Origin of the sequence: Pseudomonas sp. UBA6315, assembly GCF_002438125.1 — a bacterium.
GTDB lineage: Bacteria > Pseudomonadota > Gammaproteobacteria > Pseudomonadales > Pseudomonadaceae > Aquipseudomonas > Aquipseudomonas faucium.
In genome coordinates this window covers 708-22,102 of record NZ_DJTF01000061.1, presented here as the reverse complement: position 1 = coordinate 22,102, position 21,395 = coordinate 708, and the positions used below count along the sequence as shown (strand labels likewise).

At 65.1% G+C, this 21,395-nt stretch carries 19 protein-coding genes, 1 tRNA gene and 1 pseudogene; 11 read left to right on the top strand and 10 right to left on the bottom strand.

The window, feature by feature from the left end; genetic code table 11:
* The first annotated feature begins 20 nt into the window (after nt 1–20).
* Nucleotides 21–1,163, top strand: a complete 1,143-nt coding sequence (pdxB, locus tag B3E94_RS07520; protein WP_286912943.1) for a 4-phosphoerythronate dehydrogenase PdxB — start codon at nt 21–23, stop codon at nt 1,161–1,163.
* Nucleotides 1,164–1,321: 158 nt separating this feature from the next.
* On the opposite strand, the gene B3E94_RS07515 is transcribed toward pdxB, so the two are convergent.
* Complete coding sequence (locus B3E94_RS07515; RefSeq protein WP_176511660.1) at nt 1,322–1,495, bottom strand: PA1571 family protein; 174 nt, start codon at nt 1,493–1,495, stop codon at nt 1,322–1,324.
* 203 nt (nt 1,496–1,698) lie between these two features.
* On the opposite strand from B3E94_RS07515, the gene B3E94_RS07510 reads away from it, so the two are divergent.
* From B3E94_RS07510 to B3E94_RS25505, 3 genes and pseudogenes are all read left to right on the top strand, one after another.
* Nucleotides 1,699–3,459: an ABC transporter transmembrane domain-containing protein gene (locus tag B3E94_RS07510; RefSeq protein WP_176511661.1), complete on the top strand. Its 1,761-nt coding sequence runs from the start codon at nt 1,699–1,701 to the stop codon at nt 3,457–3,459.
* 129 nt (nt 3,460–3,588) lie between these two features.
* A pseudogene (locus B3E94_RS25510) lies at nt 3,589–4,332 on the top strand (methyl-accepting chemotaxis protein); the annotation flags it as partial.
* A 165-nt stretch (nt 4,333–4,497) separates the two neighbouring features.
* A complete protein-coding gene (locus B3E94_RS25505; protein WP_414195643.1) occupies nt 4,498–5,265 on the top strand; it encodes a methyl-accepting chemotaxis protein in 768 nt (255 codons plus the stop codon).
* Nucleotides 5,266–5,351: 86 nt separating this feature from the next.
* Here B3E94_RS25505 and B3E94_RS07500 read toward each other — a convergent pair.
* Both B3E94_RS07500 and B3E94_RS07495 read right to left on the bottom strand, forming a co-directional pair.
* A tRNA-Pro gene (locus B3E94_RS07500) sits at nt 5,352–5,428 on the bottom strand.
* Between the two features lie 81 nt (nt 5,429–5,509).
* A complete protein-coding gene (locus tag B3E94_RS07495; RefSeq protein WP_176511663.1) occupies nt 5,510–5,731 on the bottom strand; it encodes a YgdI/YgdR family lipoprotein in 222 nt (73 codons plus the stop codon).
* 175 nt (nt 5,732–5,906) lie between these two features.
* Here B3E94_RS07495 and moaB point away from each other — a divergent pair, with 175 nt between their 5' ends.
* Nucleotides 5,907–6,446: a molybdenum cofactor biosynthesis protein B gene (gene moaB, locus B3E94_RS07490; protein ID WP_176511664.1), complete on the top strand. Its 540-nt coding sequence runs from the start codon at nt 5,907–5,909 to the stop codon at nt 6,444–6,446.
* On the top strand, nt 6,430–7,656 hold the full coding sequence (gene glp, locus B3E94_RS07485) for a gephyrin-like molybdotransferase Glp (RefSeq protein WP_286912940.1): 1,227 nt from the start codon (nt 6,430–6,432) through the stop codon (nt 7,654–7,656). Before moaB ends, glp begins: the two co-directional genes overlap by 17 nt.
* Here glp and B3E94_RS07480 read toward each other — a convergent pair.
* Together B3E94_RS07480 and B3E94_RS07475 are read right to left on the bottom strand one after the other, a co-directional pair.
* Nucleotides 7,645–8,892 (bottom strand): glycosyltransferase family 4 protein, encoded by a 1,248-nt coding sequence (locus B3E94_RS07480; protein ID WP_286912939.1) that lies wholly within the window; start codon nt 8,890–8,892, stop codon nt 7,645–7,647. The genes glp and B3E94_RS07480 overlap by 12 nt on opposite strands.
* Before the next feature lie 54 nt (nt 8,893–8,946).
* Nucleotides 8,947–10,401 (bottom strand): mannose-1-phosphate guanylyltransferase/mannose-6-phosphate isomerase, encoded by a 1,455-nt coding sequence (locus B3E94_RS07475; protein ID WP_286912938.1) that lies wholly within the window; start codon nt 10,399–10,401, stop codon nt 8,947–8,949.
* A gap of 307 nt (nt 10,402–10,708) precedes the next feature.
* Between B3E94_RS07475 and yegS the strand changes: the two genes are divergently transcribed.
* Entirely contained in the window at nt 10,709–11,596 is an 888-nt protein-coding gene (gene yegS / locus B3E94_RS07470) for a lipid kinase YegS (RefSeq protein WP_286912936.1), read from the top strand.
* Here yegS and B3E94_RS07465 read toward each other — a convergent pair.
* From B3E94_RS07465 to B3E94_RS07455, 3 genes are all read right to left on the bottom strand, one after another.
* Complete coding sequence (locus B3E94_RS07465) at nt 11,580–12,239, bottom strand: response regulator (protein WP_236235581.1); 660 nt, start codon at nt 12,237–12,239, stop codon at nt 11,580–11,582. The two genes, yegS and B3E94_RS07465, sit on opposite strands and share 17 nt — an antisense overlap.
* A complete protein-coding gene (locus B3E94_RS07460; RefSeq protein ID WP_176511670.1) occupies nt 12,236–13,123 on the bottom strand; it encodes a sensor histidine kinase in 888 nt (295 codons plus the stop codon). The genes B3E94_RS07465 and B3E94_RS07460 overlap by 4 nt, the downstream gene beginning before the upstream one ends.
* Before the next feature lie 321 nt (nt 13,124–13,444).
* Entirely contained in the window at nt 13,445–13,957 is a 513-nt protein-coding gene (locus B3E94_RS07455; RefSeq protein WP_409521229.1) for a histidine kinase, read from the bottom strand.
* A 352-nt stretch (nt 13,958–14,309) separates the two neighbouring features.
* Here B3E94_RS07455 and B3E94_RS07450 point away from each other — a divergent pair, with 352 nt between their 5' ends.
* Together B3E94_RS07450 and B3E94_RS07445 are read left to right on the top strand one after the other, a co-directional pair.
* Nucleotides 14,310–15,245 carry a chemotaxis protein CheV gene (locus B3E94_RS07450; protein ID WP_236235583.1) on the top strand — a complete coding sequence of 312 codons (936 nt, stop codon included), beginning with the start codon at nt 14,310–14,312 and terminating at the stop codon, nt 15,243–15,245.
* Between the two features lie 57 nt (nt 15,246–15,302).
* Nucleotides 15,303–16,106 (top strand): MOSC domain-containing protein, encoded by an 804-nt coding sequence (locus B3E94_RS07445; RefSeq protein ID WP_286912933.1) that lies wholly within the window; start codon nt 15,303–15,305, stop codon nt 16,104–16,106.
* A gap of 67 nt (nt 16,107–16,173) precedes the next feature.
* Here B3E94_RS07445 and B3E94_RS07440 read toward each other — a convergent pair whose 3' ends face one another.
* Entirely contained in the window at nt 16,174–18,102 is a 1,929-nt protein-coding gene (locus B3E94_RS07440; protein WP_176511674.1) for a transglycosylase SLT domain-containing protein, read from the bottom strand.
* A 221-nt stretch (nt 18,103–18,323) separates the two neighbouring features.
* On the opposite strand from B3E94_RS07440, the gene B3E94_RS07435 reads away from it, so the two are divergent.
* Nucleotides 18,324–20,252 carry an ATP-binding cassette domain-containing protein gene (locus B3E94_RS07435; RefSeq protein ID WP_286912932.1) on the top strand — a complete coding sequence of 643 codons (1,929 nt, stop codon included), beginning with the start codon at nt 18,324–18,326 and terminating at the stop codon, nt 20,250–20,252.
* Between the two features lie 110 nt (nt 20,253–20,362).
* On the opposite strand, the gene B3E94_RS07430 is transcribed toward B3E94_RS07435, so the two are convergent.
* Nucleotides 20,363–20,803 carry a universal stress protein gene (locus B3E94_RS07430; RefSeq protein ID WP_286912931.1) on the bottom strand — a complete coding sequence of 147 codons (441 nt, stop codon included), beginning with the start codon at nt 20,801–20,803 and terminating at the stop codon, nt 20,363–20,365.
* Nucleotides 20,804–20,912: 109 nt separating this feature from the next.
* On the opposite strand from B3E94_RS07430, the gene B3E94_RS07425 reads away from it, so the two are divergent.
* Complete coding sequence (locus B3E94_RS07425; protein ID WP_176511677.1) at nt 20,913–21,350, top strand: hypothetical protein; 438 nt, start codon at nt 20,913–20,915, stop codon at nt 21,348–21,350.
* Nucleotides 21,351–21,395: the final 45 nt, after the last annotated feature.

The window sequence follows — 21,395 nt, the reverse complement described above, 5'->3', positions numbered from 1 at the left end:
TCCCCTGACAGGAGAGCGCCATGCTGATAGTTGCCGACGAGAATATCCCGCTGCTCGATGCCTTCTTCGAAGGCTTCGGCGAGATCCGACGTTACCCCGGCAGGAGCCTCGACGCGGCCAGCGTCAAAGACGCCGATGTGCTGCTGGTGCGCTCGGTGACCAAGGTCGACCGGCAACTGCTCGAAGGCAGCAACGTGCGCTTCGTCGGCACCTGCACCATCGGTACCGACCACCTCGACCTTGGCTACTTCGCCGAGGCCGGCATCCACTGGAGCAGCGCCCCGGGCTGCAACGCCCGCGGCGTGGTCGACTACGTGCTGGGCAGCTTGCTGACCCTGGCCGAGCTCGACGGCGTTGGGTTGGCGCAGCGGGTGTATGGCGTGGTCGGTGCCGGCGAAGTGGGCGGCCGCGTGGTCCGCGTGCTGCGCGGCCTGGGTTGGCAGGTGCTGGTCTGCGACCCGCTGCGCAAGGCGCGTGAAGGCGGCGACTTCGTCAGCCTGCAGGCCATCCTCGACCAGTGCGACGTAATCAGCCTGCACACGCCGCTGCAGCGCGACGGCGAGCACCCCACCTGGCACCTGCTGGCGGCCGAGCAGCTGGCGCGCCTGCGCCCCGGCGCCTGGCTGGTCAATGCCAGCCGTGGGCCGGTGGTCGACAACGCGGCCCTGCGCGAGCTGCTGCTGGACCGCGAAGATGTGCACGCGGTGCTGGATGTATGGGAAGGCGAGCCGCAGGTCGACCTGCAACTGGCCGACCTGTGCACCCTGGCCACGCCGCACATCGCAGGCTACAGCCTGGATGGCCGCCAGCGCGGCACGGCGCAGATCTACCAGGCGCTGTGCCGGTTCCTGGGCCAGGCCGAGCAGGTGCAACTGGCCGACTTGCTGCCGCGCCCGCCCTTGGCCCAGATGGAGCTGGATGGCGAGGCAGACCTTGAGTGGGCGCTGGCGACCTTGTGCCGGGCGGTGTATGACCCGCGCCGTGACGATGCCGATTTCCGCCGCAGCTTAAGTGACGATGTGGGCGAGCAGCGCGCCGCGTTCGATCAGCTGCGCAAGCATTACCCGCCACGGCGCGAGATCGAAGGGCTGGCAGTGCGGGTGCGGGGCGAGGCGCCGCAGCTGGTGCAGATGGTCAGTGCGTTGGGTGGGGTGGTGGTCTGACGGTGTTGTGATGCTGCTTGGGCCTCATCGCCGGCAAGCCGGCTCCCACTGAGCCCGCGCTGAACCTGTGGGAGCCGGCTTGCCGGCGATGAGGCCCAAGCACCTTTCCCAGGCAATAAAAACCCGGCGCAAGCGCCGGGCCGCAAGGCATTCGCGGTTCAACCCTTTCGCACTTTTTCGACCCGGCTTTCCTCAAGCTTCTTGCAAGCCTGCTGAATCATCTGCTCGGTAATCGGAACCTCATGGCCGTCGGCGTCGATGATCGAGCCACAGGCCTTGGGTTGCGGGGCGCTCTGGGTTTTCGGGGAGTCGCTGCCATGCTGCAAGCTCATTCACTGTCTCCTCATCAGGTCCAATATCAAGGTAAACCTGTGCCGTGACCGGCCTGTGACAAGAAATTACAGGTGCCACGGACTTCCACAGTCCAACAGAAAGCGGCAAAAACCTCCAGAGGCCCCTTAGAACGTTGGGCTATAGCCACTCAAGCGGCGCGGGGGTGGTAGTCTGCGTTTTTCCCGCTGCCCTGGTCTGCGTCATGCCCGAACCGGTTTCCACCCGCCAACGCCGCGCCTTGCGCCTCGGCTGGCAATTCATTCGCCCTTACCGGCGCCAGGCCCTGCTGGCATTGCTGGCGCTGATCGTGACCGCAGGCATCACCCTGTCCATGGGCCAGGGCATCCGCCTGCTGGTCGACCAGGGCTTCATGACCCGCTCGGCGCACCAGCTCAACCAGACCATCGGCCTGTTTCTGCTGCTGGTGCTGGCGCTGGCGATCGGCACCTTCAGCCGCTTCTACCTGGTTTCCTGGATCGGCGAGCGCTGCGTGGCCGACATCCGCCGGGCCGTGTTCGATCACTTGGTCGGGCTGCACCCGGGCTTCTTCGAAGACAACCGCAGTTCGGAAATCCAGTCGCGGCTGACCACCGACACCACCCTGCTGCAGTCGGTGATCGGCTCGTCGCTGTCGATGTTCCTGCGCAATGTGCTGATGGTGATCGGCGGCGTGGTGCTGTTGTTCATCACCAATGTCAAGCTCACCAGCATCGTGGTGCTGGCCCTGCCGCTGGTGCTGGCGCCGATCCTGCTGTTCGGCCGCAGCGTGCGCAGGCTGTCGCGGCAAAGCCAGGACCGGGTAGCGGACGTGGGCAGCTACGTGGCCGAAACCCTGGGGCAGATCAAGACCGTGCAGGCCTACAACCACCAGGCACGGGACCAGGCGCTGTTCGCCGACACGGTCGAGGCGGCCTTTGCCGTGGCCCGCCGGCGCATCGCCCAGCGTGCCTGGCTGATCACCCTGGTGATCGTGCTGGTGCTGGGCGCGGTGGGGGTGATGTTGTGGGTCGGCGGCATGGATGTGATCGCCGGGCGCATCTCGGCGGGCGACCTGGCGGCGTTCGTGTTCTACAGCCTGATCGTCGGCAGTGCCTGCGGCACCCTCAGTGAAGTGATCGGCGAACTGCAGCGCGCCGCCGGTGCGGCCGAGCGCATCGCCGAATTGCTGGCGGCGCGCAGCGCGATCTTGCCACCCGAGGCGCCGGTGGCGCTGCAGCAGCCTGGCGGCGGGCGCATCGAGTTGCAGCAGGTGGTGTTTGCCTACCCTTCGCGGCCCACGGTGGCGGCCATCGACCACCTCAGCCTGGCCATCGAGCCTGGCCAGACGCTGGCGCTGGTGGGGCCTTCGGGGGCTGGCAAGTCGACCTTGTTCGACTTGCTGCTGCGCTTCTACGACCCGCAGCAAGGGCGCATTGTGCTCGATGGCGTGCCGATCACCGCGCTTGAGCCCAGCGACCTGCGCCGCCAGTTCGCCTTGGTGGCACAGAACCCGGCGCTGTTTCGTGGCACTGTCGAAGCCAACATCCGCTATGGCCGGCCCGAGGCGAGCCTGGCCGAAGTGCAGGCGGCCGCACGCGGCGCCCATGCCGACGAATTCATCCGCCAGTTGCCCCAGGGTTACCAGACCCTGCTCGGCGAGGGCGGCATCGGCCTGTCGGGTGGCCAGCGCCAGCGCCTGGCGATTGCCCGCGCGTTGCTGGTGGATGCGCCGATCTTGCTGCTCGATGAAGCCACCAGCGCCCTCGATGCTCAGAGCGAGTACCTGATCCAGCAAGCCCTGCCCAGCCTGATGGCGGGCCGCACCACGCTGGTCATCGCCCACCGCCTGGCCACGGTGCAGCATGCCGACCGTATCGCCGTCATCGACAAGGGGCAGGTGGTGGCAGTGGGCAGCCATCGGCAATTGATCGAAGAAAACGCGTTGTATGCGCGCCTGGCCGCACTGCAGTTCAGCAACGGCTAGGCCATCGCCAATTTGTAACATTTCTGTAGCAATTGCCTGAGAGTATGAGCTTCAACTGTTGCGTAAGTGCTCGACCTGGCTGCTATCGACCGATGGCAGCTTTTTTTTGGCCTGCGAACGAGGACATGGATGTCTGTCGCGGCGCTGCCAATGGCGCCGTTTCCTACTTTCTTGTTCCCGAGATCCGCAATGTTGCGTAAATCCCTCAGAGTGCAAATTCTCACCTTGCTCGGCGCCAGCCTGGCGGCGATCCTGCTGATCGCCCTGGTGTGTTTCCAGTTCCTGTCCTCCAGCGTGCGGAGCTATGCCGAACTGGTCGATGGGCCGCTGCGGGCTTCGCAAACCATCGATGAAGCCAACCTGCAGTTCAAGATCCAGGTGCAGGAATGGAAGAACGTGCTGCTGCGCGGGCGCCAGCCGGCCGAGCTGGACAAGTACTGGCAGCAGTTCCAGGCGCGCGAGCAGCAGGTTCAGCAATTGCTCGGGCAACTGATCGACAGCAGCGATGGGGCATTGAAGGCGCCCTTGCAGCAGCTGCGTGACAGCCACCGGCAATTGGGGCTGGCCTATGCGCAGGGGCGCCAGGCGTTTCTGGCTGCCGGTGGCGACCCGGTGGCGGGTGACCAGGCTGTCAAAGGCGTCGACCGTGCGGCCAGCGAGCAGATGAGCGCGCTGGTCGAGCAGTTGCGCGCCGAGGCCCGCACCCGCGCCACCAGCATCAATGCCAGCGCCGAACGCACGGTATGGGTGGGCGTGCTGGTGATGCTCGGTTCGGCATTGCTGGTGGGCCTGCTCAGCTTGTGGCGCGTCAACCGCAGCCTGATCGAGCCGATCCGGCAACTGATCGAGTACGTTGCGCAATTGAGCCAGGGCCGCTTTGCCGCGCGCGTCGACAGCCGCCGCGAGGACGAGCTGGGCCGCCTGGCGCGGGCTGCCAATACCCTGCGCGATTTTCTCGCCGACACCGTGGGCCGCCTCAAGGACAACGCCCAGGAGCTCGAAGGCGCCAGTGGCCAGTTGCGCAACATCGCCGGCGACATGGCCCGCGGCACCCATGACCAGTTCCAGCGCACCGACCAGGTGGCCACGGCGATGCACGAGATGTCCGCCACCGCCCAGGAAGTGGCGCGCCACGCGGCTGAAGCGGCACGGGCGGCCGATGACGCCGACCACAGTGCCCAGGCTGGCGAGCAGGTCATGCAGCAGACCATCGATATCATCGGCGTGGTCAACCGTGAAATCGCCGGCACCGCGGCGGTGATCCGCGACCTGGAAAACGACAGCTCACGCATCGGCAAGGTGCTGGAAGTGATCCGCGGCATTGCCGAGCAGACCAACCTGCTGGCGCTCAACGCGGCCATCGAAGCCGCCCGTGCTGGCGAAGCCGGGCGTGGTTTTGCCGTGGTCGCCGACGAGGTGCGCAGCCTGGCCCAGCGCACCGCAGCCTCGATTGCCGAAATTCACCAGATCATCGAGGCGGTGCAGTCGGGCGCGCTGGAAGCGGTCAAGGCCATCGAGAGCGGGCAGCAGCGCAGCGAGGAGGGCGCCGAGCAGGTGCAGCAAGCCGGGCAGATGCTGCAGCGCATCACCACCGCCGTGGAGGCGATCCGCGACATGAACCGGCAGATCGCCACGGCGGCCGAGGAGCAGACCAGCGTCGCCGAAGACATCTCGCGCAACCTGATCGAAATCACCCGTATCGCCACGGCCAACCAGGAGGCCGTGCAGCACACCGAGCAGGCTGGGCAGCGTCTGCATGGGCTGTCGGGGCAGCTGGGCGAAGTGACCTCGCGGCTCACCGCCTGAGAGGGCGCCGGGCGCTCGTAAAAGCGCCCGGCGCATTTTTCGAGGCAACAAAAAGCCCGCGCAAGGCGGGCTTTTTGAACAGGATTTGGTCGGAGAGACAGGATTCGAACCTGCGGCCTTCTCGTCCCGAACGAGACGCGCTACCTGGCTGCGCTACACTCCGATGAACGAAATCCTACTGCATCGCATTTTCGAGCGCAAGCCCTTGTTGTTAAAAGGGCTTATGCCCAAAACAGGGGGCGAATCAGAGCTCTTTGACGGTACGGATCTGGTCCTTGTTCAGGCGCATGACCTTGCCGTCGAGCTGCTTGAATTCGTAGAACCCGGAGTCCTCGTCGAAGGACGGGGTGTCCACCGCCTGGATTTCGCGGCCATCGTTCAGGGTGATCACGCTCGGCGAAGCGCAGCCGGCGAGGGCGCCAAGGCCGAGGGCGAGGAAGAAGGCGGGAAGAGTCCGTTGAATCATCGTGTTTCTCCAGTGCAATGGTGCTAGATGACGTTTATGACGCGGTGCGTCTGCGCAAGTTCCTTTGCATTTTCAGCATAGCCTTGCTGACGGGATGTTGACCTGGATCTGCAAAGGCTGGCGTGGGGCCTGCTGTGATATAAATGCGCGATTCCCTCTCCTGCGACGGACACTCATGAAAGCCAAGGCAGATACCCCCTTCGTGGCGCTGAACATCGCCGTGCTGACGGTCAGCGACACCCGTACCTTCGAAACCGACACCTCCGGCCAGATGTTCGTCGATCGCCTGACCGGCGCGGGCCACCAGCTGGCCGCCCGCGTGCTGCTCAAGGACGACCTGTACAAGATCCGCGCCCAGGTCGCCACCTGGATTGCCGACGACAGCGTGCAAGTGGTGCTGATCACTGGTGGCACCGGCTTCACCGGCCGCGACAGCACCCCGGAAGCCGTGGCCTGCCTGCTGGACAAGCAGGTGGACGGTTTCGGCGAGCTGTTCCGGCAGATTTCCGTGCCTGACATCGGCACTTCCACCGTGCAGTCGCGGGCCTTGGCCGGCCTGGCCAACGGCACCCTGGTGTGCTGCCTGCCAGGCTCGACCAATGCCGTGCGCACCGGCTGGGACGGCATCCTCGCCGAACAGCTCGACGCCCGTCATCGCCCCTGCAACTTCGTGCCCCACCTGAAGCAGGTAGCGGCCTGTGATAGCCGTGGCTGAGGCAACCCAAGCCCGGCCGCTGATGCCGGTGGAAGAAGCCCTCGAACGCCTGCTGGCACTGGCCGAGGCAGCGCCGATCAAGGAACTCGAAGAGGTTTCCCTGGCTGAAGCCGAGGGCCGCGTGCTGGCAACCGACATGGTGGCCTCGCTCGATCTGCCGCCGTGGCCGAACAGCGCCATGGACGGCTATGCCCTGCGCCTGGCCGACAACGTGGGCCAGCCGTTGCCGGTGAGCCAGCGGATTTTCGCCGGCCACGCTCCCGAGCCGCTGCAGCCTGGCACCTGCGCGCGGATCTTCACCGGCGCGCCACTGCCCGCCGGTGCCGATTGCGTCGAGATGCAGGAAAACACCCAAGTGCTCGAAGACGGCCGGGTGCGCTTCCTCGAACCCTTGCAGCTCGACCAGAACGTTCGCCCGCAAGGCCAGGAAACCCGCAAGGGCGAGCAGGTGATGGTGGCCGGCACGCGCCTGGGGCCGATCGAGCTGGGCCTGGCGGCGACCTTGGGGCATGCCCACCTGCAGGTGGTGCGCCGGGTGCGCGTGGCGGTGCTGTCTACCGGGGACGAGCTGGTCGAGCCAGGCTTGCCGCTGGGCCCGGGGCAGATCTACAACAGCAACCGGCGCCTGCTGGTGAGCTGGTTGCAGCGCCTGGGCTGTGAGGTGCGCGACATGGGTATCCTGCCCGATGACCTGGCGCGCACCCGCGAGTGCCTGGCCAGCCTGGGCGATGTCGACCTGATCCTGTCCACCGGCGGTGTTTCCGTCGGCGAGGCCGACTACCTGGGCGCGGCGCTGCGCGAAGCGGGTGAACTGGCGCTGTGGAAGCTGGCGATCAAACCGGGCAAGCCGTTGACCTTCGGCCACTACCAGGGCGTGCCGGTGATCGGCCTGCCTGGCAACCCGGCCTCGACGCTGGTCACCTTTGGCCTGCTCACCCGGCCTTACCTGCTGCGGCGCCAGGGGGTAAGCGCCGTCACGCCGCTGCAGTTCGACGTTCCCGCAGGTTTCGATTGGCCCAAGGCCGGTACCCGGCGCGAGTACCTGCGCGCCCGCATCGACAATGGCCAGGTGCGTATCTACAAGAACCAGAGCTCCGGCGTGCTGCGCAGCGCCGCCTGGGCCGAGGGCCTGGTCGAGGTGCGTGAAGGCAGCACGCCGAAGGTGGGCGATAGCGTGCCGTTCATTCCGCTGAGCGAACTACTCGGTTGAGCGGCCGATCCAGCTCGCGCCGCGTTGGGTGAGATCGGCCGGCGCCGACTGGGTCAGGCGCATGTGCACGTTTTCCAGTTGCTGCGCGGCAACGCTCCAGTCGTGGCGTTGCCGGGCAAACTGGCGGCCGGCCTCGCTCATCTGGCACATGCGCCAGGGCTGGTTGAGTAGCTGGGTGATCGACAGCGCCAGCTGGTCACCGTCATCGCTGCCCAGGTAGTGCTCGCCGTTGTTCGCCGCAAGCCCTGATACCCCCTTGCGAGTGGTGATCACCGGCAGCCCGGCGGCCATGGCTTCGAGGATCTTCACCTTGGAGCCCCCGGCGTAGCGCAGCGGCGCGAAAAACAGCGCCGAGCGCCGTTGCAGCTCGCGCAGGTCGGGGCGATAGCCGATCCATTCGATACGCGGGTCATTCCAGTGCAGTTTCCAGCTGGCCGGCAGGGCATGCCCGGCAATTGCCAGGCGCACCGCCGGATTACTCATCCACACCTGCGGGAGAATTTCCTCCAGCGCCCATTCGACCGCTTCCTGGTTGGCGCCGTACTCGAAGTTGCCGACGAACAGCAGGCGCTGGCTGTGCAGGGCCGGGCGCACGTCCTGGTAGTAGTCGCAGTCGACGCCGTTGACCACCACGTTCACCGGCCGCCCGCTGATCTGCCCGATCAGCTCGGCGTCGTGCGCGCTCACCGCCACCACCTCGCTGGGCTGGCGCAGCACGCGCTGTTCCCAGCGCCGATAGCGCCAGCGGTCGAAGGCATTGAGTGGGCGCAGCCACAGTGGAAGGCGATCGTGGCAGGCGGCGCCCATCACCGATTCCAGCGTGTGCTCGGTGAGCATGTAGGGCAGGCCGCGGGCCTGCAGGGCTTTTTCGAACGGTTGGAAGCTGTAGCTGTGCTCGATCTGGATCACATCCCAGGGCTCGTCCAGCAACTGCTCGAAGCGATGCCGCAGGCACGGCGCCAGGCCGTTGATGATCGCCCGCATGGGGTAGTCGATGATCGGCGAGGCCAAGAGGTTGAGCGGGCTGTGCACGGCGCGCCTGGGGATCACGATCAGGCGCTCGAGCAACGGTTCCAGGGCTTCGCGGGTGGCATCGCTGAGGGGCACTTTGGACTGCACCAGCAAGGTGATCCGATGGCCATGCTGCGCGAGGGCGCGCAGCAGGTGGTATTGCCGGGTCTTGCAGCCGCTGGTGGTGGGCCAGGGCAGGTAGGGCAGCGTCCAGAGTATGCGCATGAACCGGAATCCTCGTGAAAGGCCGCGGACAAAAAACGCGCCCCCTGAGTGCACTCAGCCAATCGCTGCTGCCGGGACGCGTCCGTAGATATCAGTAAAGCGCACGATGTCGTCTTCGCCCAGGTACTCGCCGCTTTGCACCTCGATCATCACCAGGTCGATGACGCCGGGGTTGGTCAGGCGGTGGGTACGGCCAGGCTTGATGAAGGTCGACTCGTTGGTGTCGAGCAGGAACTCTTCTTCACCGTTGGTCACGCAGGCCATGCCGCTGACGATGATCCAGTGTTCGCTGCGGTGATGGTGCATCTGCAGCGACAGCGATTCGCCAGGGCGCACCATGATGCGCTTGATCTTGAAGCGCGGGCCTTCCTCGAGCACGGTGTACATGCCCCACGGGCGCGTGACCGTGCGGTGCAGGCGGTAGGCGTCGTGGCCCTGGTGCTTGAGCTGCTGGGCAATGACCTTGACTTCCTGGCTGCGCGCGGCATCGGCGATCAGCAGGGCGTCGGGCGTATCGATGACGATCAGGTTGTCCAGCCCCACCGCGCCGACCAGCCGCTTGGGCGAATCGATGTAGCAGTTGTGCACGTCGTGCAGCACGGTTTCGCCGTTGCAGTGGTTGCCGTCGTCGTCGCTGTGGCGCAGGCCGCGCACCGCCTCCCAGCTGCCGATATCGTTCCAGCCCAGTTCGCAGGGGACCACGGCCACCCGGTCGGAACGCTCCATCAGCGCGTAGTCGATGGAGATGTCCTCGGCCTGGGCGAAGCTTTCGGGGTCGAGCTCCACCTGCAGGGTGCCATCGCCCTGTTTGATCGCGCTGCGTTCGAGGCATTCGCTGACGCTGGCCAGCACTTGCGGGGCGTGCTTGTGCAGCTCGGCCAGCAAGGTGCCCAGGTGCAGGCAGAACATGCCGGCATTCCACAGGTGACGACCACCTTCGAGGTACTCGCGGGCGGTAAGGGCGTCGGGTTTTTCCACGAAGGCGGCGACCTGATGGGCGTGTTCGCCCAGCGCCGGGCCTTGTTCTATGTAGCCGAAGCCGGTTTCTGCGCGGTCGGGCAGCAGGCCGAAGGTGCTCAACCAGCCTTCGCTCGCCAGTGCCTGGGCCTGGCCCACCGCCACGGCAAACGCCTCGAAGTCCTCGATCACATGGTCGGCGGGCATCACCAGCAGCACGCTGTCTTCACCGTAGTGCCGCGCGCAGTGCAGTGCGGCTGCGGCAATGGCGGGGGCGGTGTTGCGCCCGTTGGTTTCGAGCAGGTAATCCAGCGGCAGGTTGCCGGGGTTGACCTGGCGGTACTCGTCCTGGGTACGGAAGAACACCTCGCGGTTGGTGACCGTCAGCACGCGGCCCACACCCGGTAGCGCACTGGCGCGGGCAAAGGTCTTTTGCAGCAGGCTTTGGCCATCGGGCAAGCGCATGAAGGGTTTGGGCATGGCCTCGCGGGATACCGGCCACAGGCGAGTGCCAGCACCGCCAGCGATGATGCAGGGGATCAGAACGCTCATTTCACAGCCTCGACTCAGGGCGCCGGGTGGCGGCGCGATGAAGGGGAACTAGCGACCTGTCAGGGTTCTGGCGGGCAAAGTCAAAAAACCGACTTTTCACAACGGCATCATCCATTAAGGCCAAAATTTTGTCGATCATGCGCCCAATGCGAAAAGCTTTCAATGATATTTGTGTGAATCTGGCTATTTTTTGTACGTTTCTGAGTAAATAACCCTTCGAGCCGTAATGAATTTGCCGCAGGCATGCAGCATTCTGCCTGCGCCTGTGGTCGAGATCTGGACTGACAAGCCCCCATGGAGAGGCGCTATGCAAACGCGCAAGGCGATGTTGATCCTGCATGGCAAGCAGGCGATGAACGAAGAGGTGCGCCAGGCCGTGTCGGCCATGCGCGAGCGGGGCTGGAAGCTGGATGTGCGGGTGACCTGGGAAGCGGGTGATGCCCAGCGCCTGGTCGGCGAAGCGCTGGCGGCGGGCTACACCCATGTGGTCGCCGGCGGCGGTGATGGCACCCTGCGCGATGTGGCCGAGGCCATGGGCCAGGCGGCCACCGATGCCAGCCTGGCGCTGCTGCCGTTGGGCACCGCCAACGACTTTGCCAAGGCTGCCGGTGTTTCACTGCAGCCTGGCGAAGCCCTGGCCTTGCTCGACCAGCCGGCGCGGCCGATCGACCTGGGGCGTGTGGGCGATCAATGGTTCCTGAACATGGCCACGGGCGGCTTTGGCAGCCAGGTCACCGCCAGCACGTCCGAGGACTTGAAGAAGGTGCTGGGCGCGGCCGCCTACCTGTTCACCGGCCTGTCCCGTTTCAGCGAGCTGCAGGCTGCGACGGTGGAACTGACCGGGCCGGGCTTCCAGTGGCAGGGCGAGCTGCTGGCGCTGGGCATCGGCAATGGCCGTCAGGCCGGCGGCGGGCAGGTGTTGTGCCCGCAGGCGTGGGTGGACGACGGTTTGCTCGACGTGGCCATCCTGCCGGCGCCGCAGGAAGTGGTCGGCGCCTTGCGCGAGTTGCTGGCAGGGCAGGGGCTGTTCGTGCGGGCTCGCTTGCCCTGGGTCGAGATCAAGTGCTCCAAAGGCCTGGACATCAACCTCGATGGCGAACCGCTGCAGGCCGACAGCCTGCGCTTCGAGGCCTGCCCCGCGGCCTTGCGCCTGCACCTGCCGGCGAACTCGCCGCTGCTCAGTCGTCCAGGCTGATGATCTTCTCGCGCACGGCAAACAGCACCAGGCCGGCCACGTCGTAGATCTGCAGGCGCTTCATGATCTGCGAGCGGTGGGTTTCCACGGTCTTGATCGACAGGCCAAGGCCACTGGCGATTTCCCGGGTGGATTTGCCGCGCACGATCAGGCGCAGGATTTCCAGTTGCCGCGCGGTCAGGTTGTGGCGGTCGGCGGGCGCCTGCTTGCCGCGTTGCGCACGCATCAGCGCCTGGTTGATCACGGTGTGGGCGATGGCCGGGCTCAAGTAGCGCTCGCCGCTGCGTAACGCGGTCAGCGCCTGCTCGAGCTCGGTGGCGGTGGCATCCTTGAGCAGGTAGCCGTGGGCGCCGCTTTCCAGCGCTCGCATGATCAGGTCCGGGTCGGTATGCATGGACAGGATCAGCACCTTGCAGGTGTTGCCAGTGGCGCGCAGGGAGGTGAGGGCATCCAGGCCGCTGGTCGAGCGCATGGAGATGTCCAGCAGGACGATATCGGGCGCCAGCTGCTGGGCCTGTTCGAGCAACTGGTCGCCATCGTCGGCTTCGCCGACCACGGTGTAGCCGGGGATATCGGACACCAGGGCACGCACCCCGGCGCGGATCAGCGAGTGGTCATCCACCAGCAGCAATCTACAGGTCATGGCGAGTGCGGAGTCCTGGCACGTTCATGGGTGCGCGGTGGCCACGGGAACAAGGCTTCGATGCGCGTGCCCAGGCCCAGCTGGCTGGTGATTTGCAGGCTGCCCTTGAGTGCGGTGGCGCGCTCCTGCATGCCGGCCATGCCACGCTGGCCCGCCTCGGCCGGGTTGCTGGCGGGGATGAAGCCCAGGCCATCGTCCTGGATCATCAAGGCCAAGCCGCTGGGGCTGCGCTGCAGGCGGATGGTCAGGTTGCTTGCCTGGGCATGGCGCAACATGTTGGTCACCGCTTCCTGGGTAATGCGAAAGGCTGCCATGGCCACTTCCTCCGACACCCCGCCCAGGCGCTGCTGGCACTCCAGGCTCCAGTGCACGTCGCTGTTTGCCAGGGTGCGCACCAGGTGCGCGCGCAGGCTGGCCTCGAGGCCAAGGCTGGCCAGTTGCCGCGGGTTGAGGATGGCAGAGACGTCGCGCACCTTGCTCAGGGAGTCTTCCAGGGTGCTGCGCAAGGCGCCGCAGTGGGCTTGCAGCTCGCCAGGCACGCGCCGCTGCAGCCAGTCGAGCTGCAGTTTGGCGGCCGTCAGCAACTGGCCGATGTCGTCATGCAGTTCGCGGCTCAGATGCTGGCGCTCGCTTTCCTGCACCTTGAGCATGCGGTCGGCCAGTTCCGCCGGGCGCATGCTGATCGACCTTGCGCCGTGGCTCAGGTGCCAGCAGACGCCAAGGGTGGCGATGAGCTGCAACAGCAGCAGGCCAGCGGGCAGGGCCTGCAGGGCCACCAGCGACAGGTTGGCGATCAGCGACACCACGCACAGCATCGCCGTCGCCCAGCGCAGCAAGGTGGCGCGAGAACAGCGACGCAGAGGGATCTTCAAGCGTGGGGACATAGATAGGGAAGCCACTGAAGTCTTGCTGATGGAGGCCTTGCACATGTTTTACCAGAGGCGTTGGCGTCGAGCTTTCAACACTGGGCAAGTGCGCGTGGAAAGCGATTCATATACGGGTGGCCGGGTTTTGTTAGTGCGCATGGTATCACTTCGAACTGCTTTGGTCGCGACCGGGTAATGCTTTGAAAGCTCAGGAATTACGGGGGGAACACGGGGGCTCGACGGTGCCGATAAGTGGCGATGTGCCACTGTTGGCGTATGGCTCGAAGTGGCTGCTTATCACCTGACAAGTTTGCGTTGAAATAGCCGCGCACAGTGCCTTTAGTTGCGCCTGGATGCACTTGTTAGTGCATGCGAGTGTTTAGCCACAGGTGCATGGGGGTGGAGGCAGCTACTGCCGGTTTCGTGGCAAGGGGCACACGTTTGCGGCACCGGTTGGCCGAGCGCGTTGGCCAGGTCGTGCAGCAGCGCCGCTTGCTCGCTGGTATCGAGGGCAAGGCGGCCGGTGCGCAGGTCCACCAGTTCCAGCTGCCAGGCCAGCAGGGTCAGGCAGGCATCCAGCGCAGGCAGCACCTCGCTGTGCACGTGCAGCTGCTGGCAGGCCGGCGCGAGCAGTGCCTGCAGGGCAGCGGCGTAATGGGCGACTTCGTGCAGGTTCAGGCCACTGGCGCGGCGGGCCAGGGTGTCGAGGGTGTTGTTCAGGCAGTGACAGGCGTCCGGGTCATTGGCGATCAGCTCCAGGTGCTGCAGGCATTCCTGGGTCTGGGTCAGCAAGACCTGCGCATCGAGCAGGAACTCCTGCAAGGCGCCGTTGGGGAAGACGATGTTGTCCATCATGACACTCCGGCGCGTAGGGCAGGAGCAAGGGATGGCCACGCCATGTCGATCGCTAGCAAGAGCCTGACTCCATTCATGCAGTGAGAATGGCGTCACATTAATGGCTAAAGGATATCGCGAACATCAGGTTGTACCCGATTGCCACTAGGGGTTTCCCTGATGGTTGCCTAGGGTGCGACGCTTGAGCGCGTGAATGGATCCAAGGTGGCGATGTCCGCAGTAAAGCATGATGGTAATGTGATATCAATTGCCTCTGCGGCATTTTCTCGCGGGGGTCAAGCTGCGTCCCAAGCGGCCGATACAGGGTGAATGAATTCACCTTTTTCCCACTCAAGCCCGGGGTTTTCCAATGGCTGGCATTCTCGACACGGTAGACCAACGCACGCAACTGGTGGGTGAGAACCGACTGGAAATTCTGATGTTTCGCCTGGCCGGTCGCCAGCTGTTCGCGATCAACGTGTTCAAGGTGCAGGAGGTGCTGCAACTGCCTAAGCTGACCTTGATGCCCCAGCGCCATGCGTTCGTCTGCGGCGTGGTCAACCTGCGCGGGCAGACCCTGCCGGTGATCGACCTGTCCCAGGCGATCGGCATGCGCCCGCTGCAGCCGGGGCCGGACAGCACCATCATCGTCACCGAGTACAACCGCTCGGTGCAGGCGTTTCTGGTGGGTGGGGTCGACCGCATCGTCAACATGAACTGGGAAGCCATCATGCCGCCGCCCACCAGCGCCGGCCGCCAACACTACCTGACGGCCATCACCAAGGTGGACGAGCAGCTGGTGGAGGTGATCGACGTGGAGAAGGTGCTGGCCGAAATCGTGCCCTACAACGCCAGGGTGTCCGGCGACAAGCTCGCCGACCCGGTGCTGGCGCGTGCACGTGGCCGTGAAGTGCTACTGGTGGATGACTCCAGCGTGGCGCTGGCGCAACTGCGTGACACCCTCTCGCAACTGGGGGTGAAACTGCATGTGGCCAGCGATGGCCTGAAGGCCCTGCGCATGCTCAAGGGCTGGGCCGATGCTGGTGAAGATGTGTGCGAAAAACTGCTGATGGTGTTCACCGACGCCGAGATGCCGGAGATGGACGGCTACCGCCTCACTACCGAGATTCGCAGCGATGCGCGCCTGCGCCAGTTGTACGTGGTGCTGCATACCTCGCTGTCGGGCAGCTTCAACGAGTCGATGGTGAAAAAGGTGGGTTGCGACAACTTCCTTTCCAAGTTCCAGCCCGACCGCCTGGTCGATGTGGTCAAGCAACGCCTGCTGCTGGATGCTGCCACTGCGTGATCCGTGGGCCTGCCAGGTATAAGCTTGGCGTTTTGGCATGGCACGAGGCAGGCAGGGATGTTTCTGAGTGAGTTGTATCGATACCCGGTGAAGTCGGGGCAGGCGCAACCCTTGCAGGGCTCGCCGGTGGGCCTGCTGGGGTTGCAGGGGGACCGCCGCTGGATGGTGGTCGAGGAAGAGAACGGACGCTTCCTTACCCAGCGTGCATGGCCCCAGCTAGGGCAGCTCAAGGCAAGCGAAGGCGAAGCCGGCGAGCTGCTGCTTCAGGCGCCGGGGCTGGCAGCGCTGCGGGTGGCGGTGCCGGCTGGCGACGACAGCCTGCGTGGGGTGACCATCTGGCGTGACACCTTGCGCGTGCCCGACGCGGGCGATGAGGCGGCGGCCTGGTTGTCGCAGCTGCTGGGCAAACCGGTGCGCCTGGTCCATTGCCCCGAGCAGCGGGCGCGCTACCTGCCCAGCGGCTACGGCCTGAACAGTGACCGCGCGGCGTTTCCCGATGGTTTCCCATTGCTGCTGATAGGCCAGGGCTCGCTGGAAGAGTTGAGCCGGCGGGTGGGGCGGCCGATGGAGATGTTGCGTTTTCGGCCGAACCTGGTGGTGCAGGGCACCGAGCCCTTCGCCGAGGATGGCTGGAAGCGGATTCGCATTGGCGCGCTGGAGTTTAGGGTGCTCAAGCCCAGCGTGCGGTGCATCTTTACCACGCTCGATCCGGCGACCGGGGAGCGCAGCCCAGACCGTGAACCGCTGACCACCTTGAAGACCTTCCGGGAGAAGGAGGGGGATATCCTGTTCGGGCAGAACCTGGCCGTGGATGGCAGTGGTTGGCTGGAAGTGGGGATGGAAGTGGAAATCCTGGAGTGACAATCAAGGCTGTGCCAGCGCTGTCGCGGATGAATCCGCCACAGCGCTGGCACAGGCCCACGATCACTTACATGTCATCGAAATACCGCTCATGCCAGTCCACCAGCGGTTGTGGCGCATTGAGCTTCTGCCCGTAGATCACCGAGTACGACAGCACGTTCTGCACGTACTGGCGCGTCTCGTCGAACGGGATCGACTCCACCCACACGTCGAAGCTCAGGTGCTTGGCGCCCTTGAGCCACTGGCGTACCCGCCCTGGGCCCGCGTTGTAGGCCGCCGAGGCCAGCACCCGGTTGCCATTGAACTGGCTGTGCACCTGGCTCAGGTAAGCGGCGCCCAGCTGAATGTTCTTGTCCGGGTTGAACACCTGCTGTGGCGATGCCAGCGGGATGCTGAACTTGCGCGCGGTTTCCTTGGCCGTGGCCGGCATCAGCTGCATCAGGCCACTGGCGCCGACGCTGGAGCGTGCATCTTCCATGAAGGCGCTTTCCTGGCGCGTGATGGCGAACACCCAGCTCGAATGCAGCCCGCGCACCTTGGCTTCGCGTACCAGGGTATCGCGGTGGGCCATCGGGAAGCGGATGTCCAGGTCGTCCCAGTACTGCGCCTGGCTAATGGTGCGAATGGCCGGGAAGTACCAGCGCAGGTCGTAGGCCAGGCGAGCCTGGGCGACCATTTCGTCACGGGTGAAGTGGCGGCTGACGTGGTACCACTCGCGGCGGCCTTCGACGATCTGCCCGCGGGCATGGAACTCCAGCGCGCGCTGCACGCCCGGGGTGTTGCGCACCTTGCTGACCAGGGCCGGGCTCAGCACCAGCGGCTTGTTGTTCAACTGGTACGGCGTCTGCGCCCGGTCGGCGGCGAGGAAACCATAGAAGTCACGCTCGCGCGCCACGTTTCTGTACAGCTGTGGAACCTGCGGGTTGTTTGGCTGGGCCAGCTCCAGGCTGCGCGCTTGCCAGTACTTCCAGCGGTTGCTGGTGGCCAGGTCCTGCGGCAGGCGTTTGGTCAGCTCGTAGGCATCTTCCCAGCGGCCCAGGCGCAGCAGCAGGCGCAGGCGCCATTCGCTGACGGTGTTGTCGCGCAGTTCCGGGTCGTAGCGGGTCATCAGGTCCAGGGCGCGCGGGTCGTAGCGGCGCGCCAGGGTCAGGCCGATTTCGCGGGCGATGGCGACCTTCTCATCGCGGGAGAAGTGCATGCGCTGGGCATAGTCGTCGAGCAACGCCATGGCCCGGTCAGGGTCCTGGCGGGCCAGGCGGCGCAGGCCGAGGCTGACCACGTCGGACATCGCTTCGTTGGCCGGCATGAAGCGCGAAGGCTGGTTGAGCAGCTCGGGCTTCTGCGCCACATCGATCAGCAGGCGGCCTTGCGGGCCGAGGGTGGTGAGCCCCTGGACCAGGCTGCTGGCCAGGCTGTAGTTGCGCGCCTGGGCCGCCAGCTTGGCGCGGTTCCAGCGCTTGGCCTCGGTGAGCTGGCCTTCGGCAGCCCACATGCCGAACAGGGTGTCGCAGGCAGCCGGTTGCGACTTGCCCACGTTCCACAGCTTGTCGGCGTTGGCATAGCCTTCGGCGCGCTTGCCGTGGCTCAGTTCGTACTGGCCATTGAGGCAGTCCAGCTCGGTGAAGTTGAGCTTGGGGTCGTAATACTTGACGAAGGTGTCCCACTCGCCGCGTTCGGCCAGCCAGCGCAACCAGCGCAGCTTCATCCAGTTGGCCTGGGGCAGGTCGCCATGCTTGGCGAGAAACCCTTCGATTTCCTCGTTGCTGGCGCTTTTCAGGCGTGCGGTGAGTTCGTCGTAGGCCAGGTAGGGCGTCAGCGGGTAATCGCGCAGGGCCTGGGCATAGCGCAGGTAAGGGCCCTTGTCGCCCTTGGCCAGCGCACGCTTGGCCTCATCGTAGTACTGGCGCTGCAGGGTAAGGTCAGCGGCCTGCGCCACATGGGCGGTAGCGGCGGTGAGCAGCAGGCAGGAAGCAATCTGTAACAGGCGGCTGCGCATGATACGTCCGGGCAGTTGAACCATGGGAAAGTGACGGCGTAGCCAGCACGGTTGGAAGCATTGCCCTTAGCTTAGCCGTTTGCCGGCAGCGGGTGAAAGCACTGTGCTTGTATCAATGCGTTAACGTCGACCGGATGTCGCAATGCCCTGGCGGCGCAGTCAACTTAATGCCGGAATGGGCCAACTCAGGTAGAATGCGCGCCCGCTTTCTGGAGACGAACATGACCCTGCTCAAATTCAGCGATGTGTCCCTCGCATTCGGCGCGATGCCGCTGCTGGACAAAGTGTCCTGGCAGATCGCCCGTGGCGAGCGGGTGTGCATCATCGGCCGCAACGGTACTGGCAAGTCCAGCATGCTGCGCCTGGTAAAGGGCGAGCAGAAGGGCGATGACGGCGAGATCTGGCGCGCCCCTGGCCTGAAGATCGGCGAATTGCCGCAAGAGCTGCCGGTGGCCGATGAGCGCAGCGTGTTCGATGTGGTCGCCGCCGGCCTGGACGGCGTGGGCGAGCTGCTGGCCGAATACCATCACCTGAGCCAGAACATCCACGGCGACGAAGACCTGGAAAAGCTCATGCACGTGCAGCACGAGCTGGAGGCCCGTGACGGCTGGCGCCTGCAGCAGGTGGTGGAAAGCACCCTGAGCCGCCTGCAACTGCCTGCCGAGAAGACTTTGGCCGAGCTCTCCGGTGGCTGGCGCCGCCGGGTGCTGCTGGCCCAGGCACTGGTGTCTGAGCCCGACTTGCTGCTGCTCGACGAGCCGACCAACCACCTGGACATCGGCGCCATCGCCTGGCTGGAAGAGGCCCTGAGCGGCTTCAACGGCGCGGTGCTGTTCATCACCCACGACCGTTCCTTCCTGCAGAACCTGGCCACGCGCATCCTCGAACTGGACCGCGGCGGGCTGATCGACTGGAACGGCGACTATGCCAGCTTCCTGGTGCACAAGGAGGCCGCGCTGGCCGCCGAGGAAACCGCCAACGCGCTGTTCGACAAGCGCCTGGCCCAGGAAGAGGTGTGGATCCGCCAGGGCATCAAGGCCCGTCGTACCCGCAACGAAGGCCGGGTGCGCGCGCTCAAGGCGCTGCGCGTCGAGCGCAGCGAACGGCGCGACCGCCAGGGCAAGGCCAACATCCAGATCGAAGCGGCGGAAAAATCCGGCAAGCAGGTGATGGTGCTGGAGAACGTCAGCTTCTCGCACCCGGGCGGCCCGATGCTGGTCAAGGACTTCTCCATGGTCCTGCAGCGTGAAGACCGCATTGGCCTGCTGGGCGCCAACGGCACCGGCAAGACCACCCTGCTCAAGCTGATGCTCGGCGACCTGGAGCCCACCTCGGGCAAGGTCGAGCGCGGCACCAAGCTGGAAGTCGCCTATTTCGACCAGATGCGCCACCAGCTCGAGCTGGAAAAGACCGTGATCGACAACCTGGCCGAGGGCCGCGACTTCATCGACATCGATGGCCAAAGCCGCCATGTGCTGAGCTACCTGGGTGATTTCCTGTTCAGCCCGCAACGTGCCCGCACGCCGGTCAAGGCGTTGTCTGGTGGTGAGCGTGCGCGTCTGCTGCTGGCCAAGCTGTTCAGCAAGCCGGCCAACCTGCTGGTGCTCGACGAACCGACCAACGACCTCGACGTGGAAACCCTCGAGCTGCTCGAAGAAGTGCTGTGCAACTACAAGGGCACGGTACTGATGGTCAGCCACGACCGGGCATTCCTCGACAACGTGGTCACCAGCACCCTGGTGTTCGAAGGCCAGGGCAAGGTGCGCGAGTACGTTGGCGGCTACGAAGACTGGATCCGCCAGGGTGGTTCGCCGAAGCTGCTGGGCGTCACCGAGAGCAAGGGCGGCAAGTCTGAGCTCAACAGTGCGGTGGTCGAGAAGGTAGCGGAGCAAGCGGCGCCTGCGCCGGCAGCACCTGCGGCCGATGCGGCGAAGAAGAAGCTCAGCTACAAGCTGCAGCGCGAGCTGGAGATGTTGCCAGGGCAGATCGATGCGCTGGAGCAGCGCATGGCGGTGGCACAGGAAGAGGTCAATGCTGCGGGCTTCTATCAGCGCCCGATCGCCGAGACTACGGCGGTGCTGGCGCAGATCGAGAAGTTGCAGGGCGAGCTGGATGTACTGGTAGAGCGTTGGGCTGAGCTGGAAGGCTGAGTTCGGCCTTCGGGCCTCATCGCCGGCAAGCCGGCTCCCACACAGTTCTCAATATCTGAGCTAACCCTGTGGGAGCCGGCTTGCCGGCGATGAGGCCGGTACTGGCTACATCATTCCTTCTTCTGCAACCGCACCGCCAGCACATCGCACGGCGCACCATGCAGCACGTCATTGGCAGTGGACCCGAGCAGCAACGCCAGGCCATGCCGGCCATGGCTGCCCACCACGATCAGGTCGCACTGCTGGTCCTTGGCCAGCTGGTGGATTTCCTGGCGCGGCTGGCCGTAGGTGAGGTGCGAATCACCGCGTTTGATGTCCGGATACTTGTTGAACAACCGGTCCATGCGCTCCTTGGCCTGGTCGAACTGCTGCTGTTGCAGTTGCGACAGGTCCATCGGCACATCACCACCAAAGGCCATGGCCATGGGTTCGACGATATGCACCAGCGAAACCTTGGCTCCGGTAGGTTCGGCGAGCTTCATGGCACGTTTGATCACCGGGTCGCACTCTTCGGTGAGGTCGACGGCGACCAGAAGATGTTCGTAGGACATGAGCTGTACTCCTGACAATCGCGATAGTAGAAGTATGGTCGCTTTCGGGCAGGTCATCCGTGAAACCGAGTAACCCGCTCATTTGCAACGCTTTATGGAATCTACAGATATGACGGTATGGCTGGTGGTGTCAATCCTTGCGCTGATTCTCAGCCCGCTTTCGTGGCTGCGCCTGTCGCGCAAGCAGGGCGAGCAGATGACCCTGCGCCTGGAGGCGCGGCGCATGGGCCTGGCCATGCAGCTGGCGCCGCAGAAGTGGCCGCACTGGCTGGAAAACGAGCCACCGAGCCCATGCCCGCAATACCACCGCGCGCGGCGCCGAGGCCATGAGGACAGCTGGTGTTACTGGCAGGTCAGCCCTGGCGTGTGGTGGAACCAGTGGCGTGAAGTGTGCGAGGAGCCGCGCCTGAGCGAGGTGTTCGCGCGCTTGCCGGCAACCGTCTACAAGGTTGAGGCCGACAAGCGCATGCTCGCCCTGTACTGGAGCGAGCGCGGTGACAAATCTGTATTGCAGGATATTGCCCACGCGTTCGAAACCCTCGCCTGATAGCGTCATAGCGCTCGCGCTGCAACGACAAAGCGGCAACCTGGC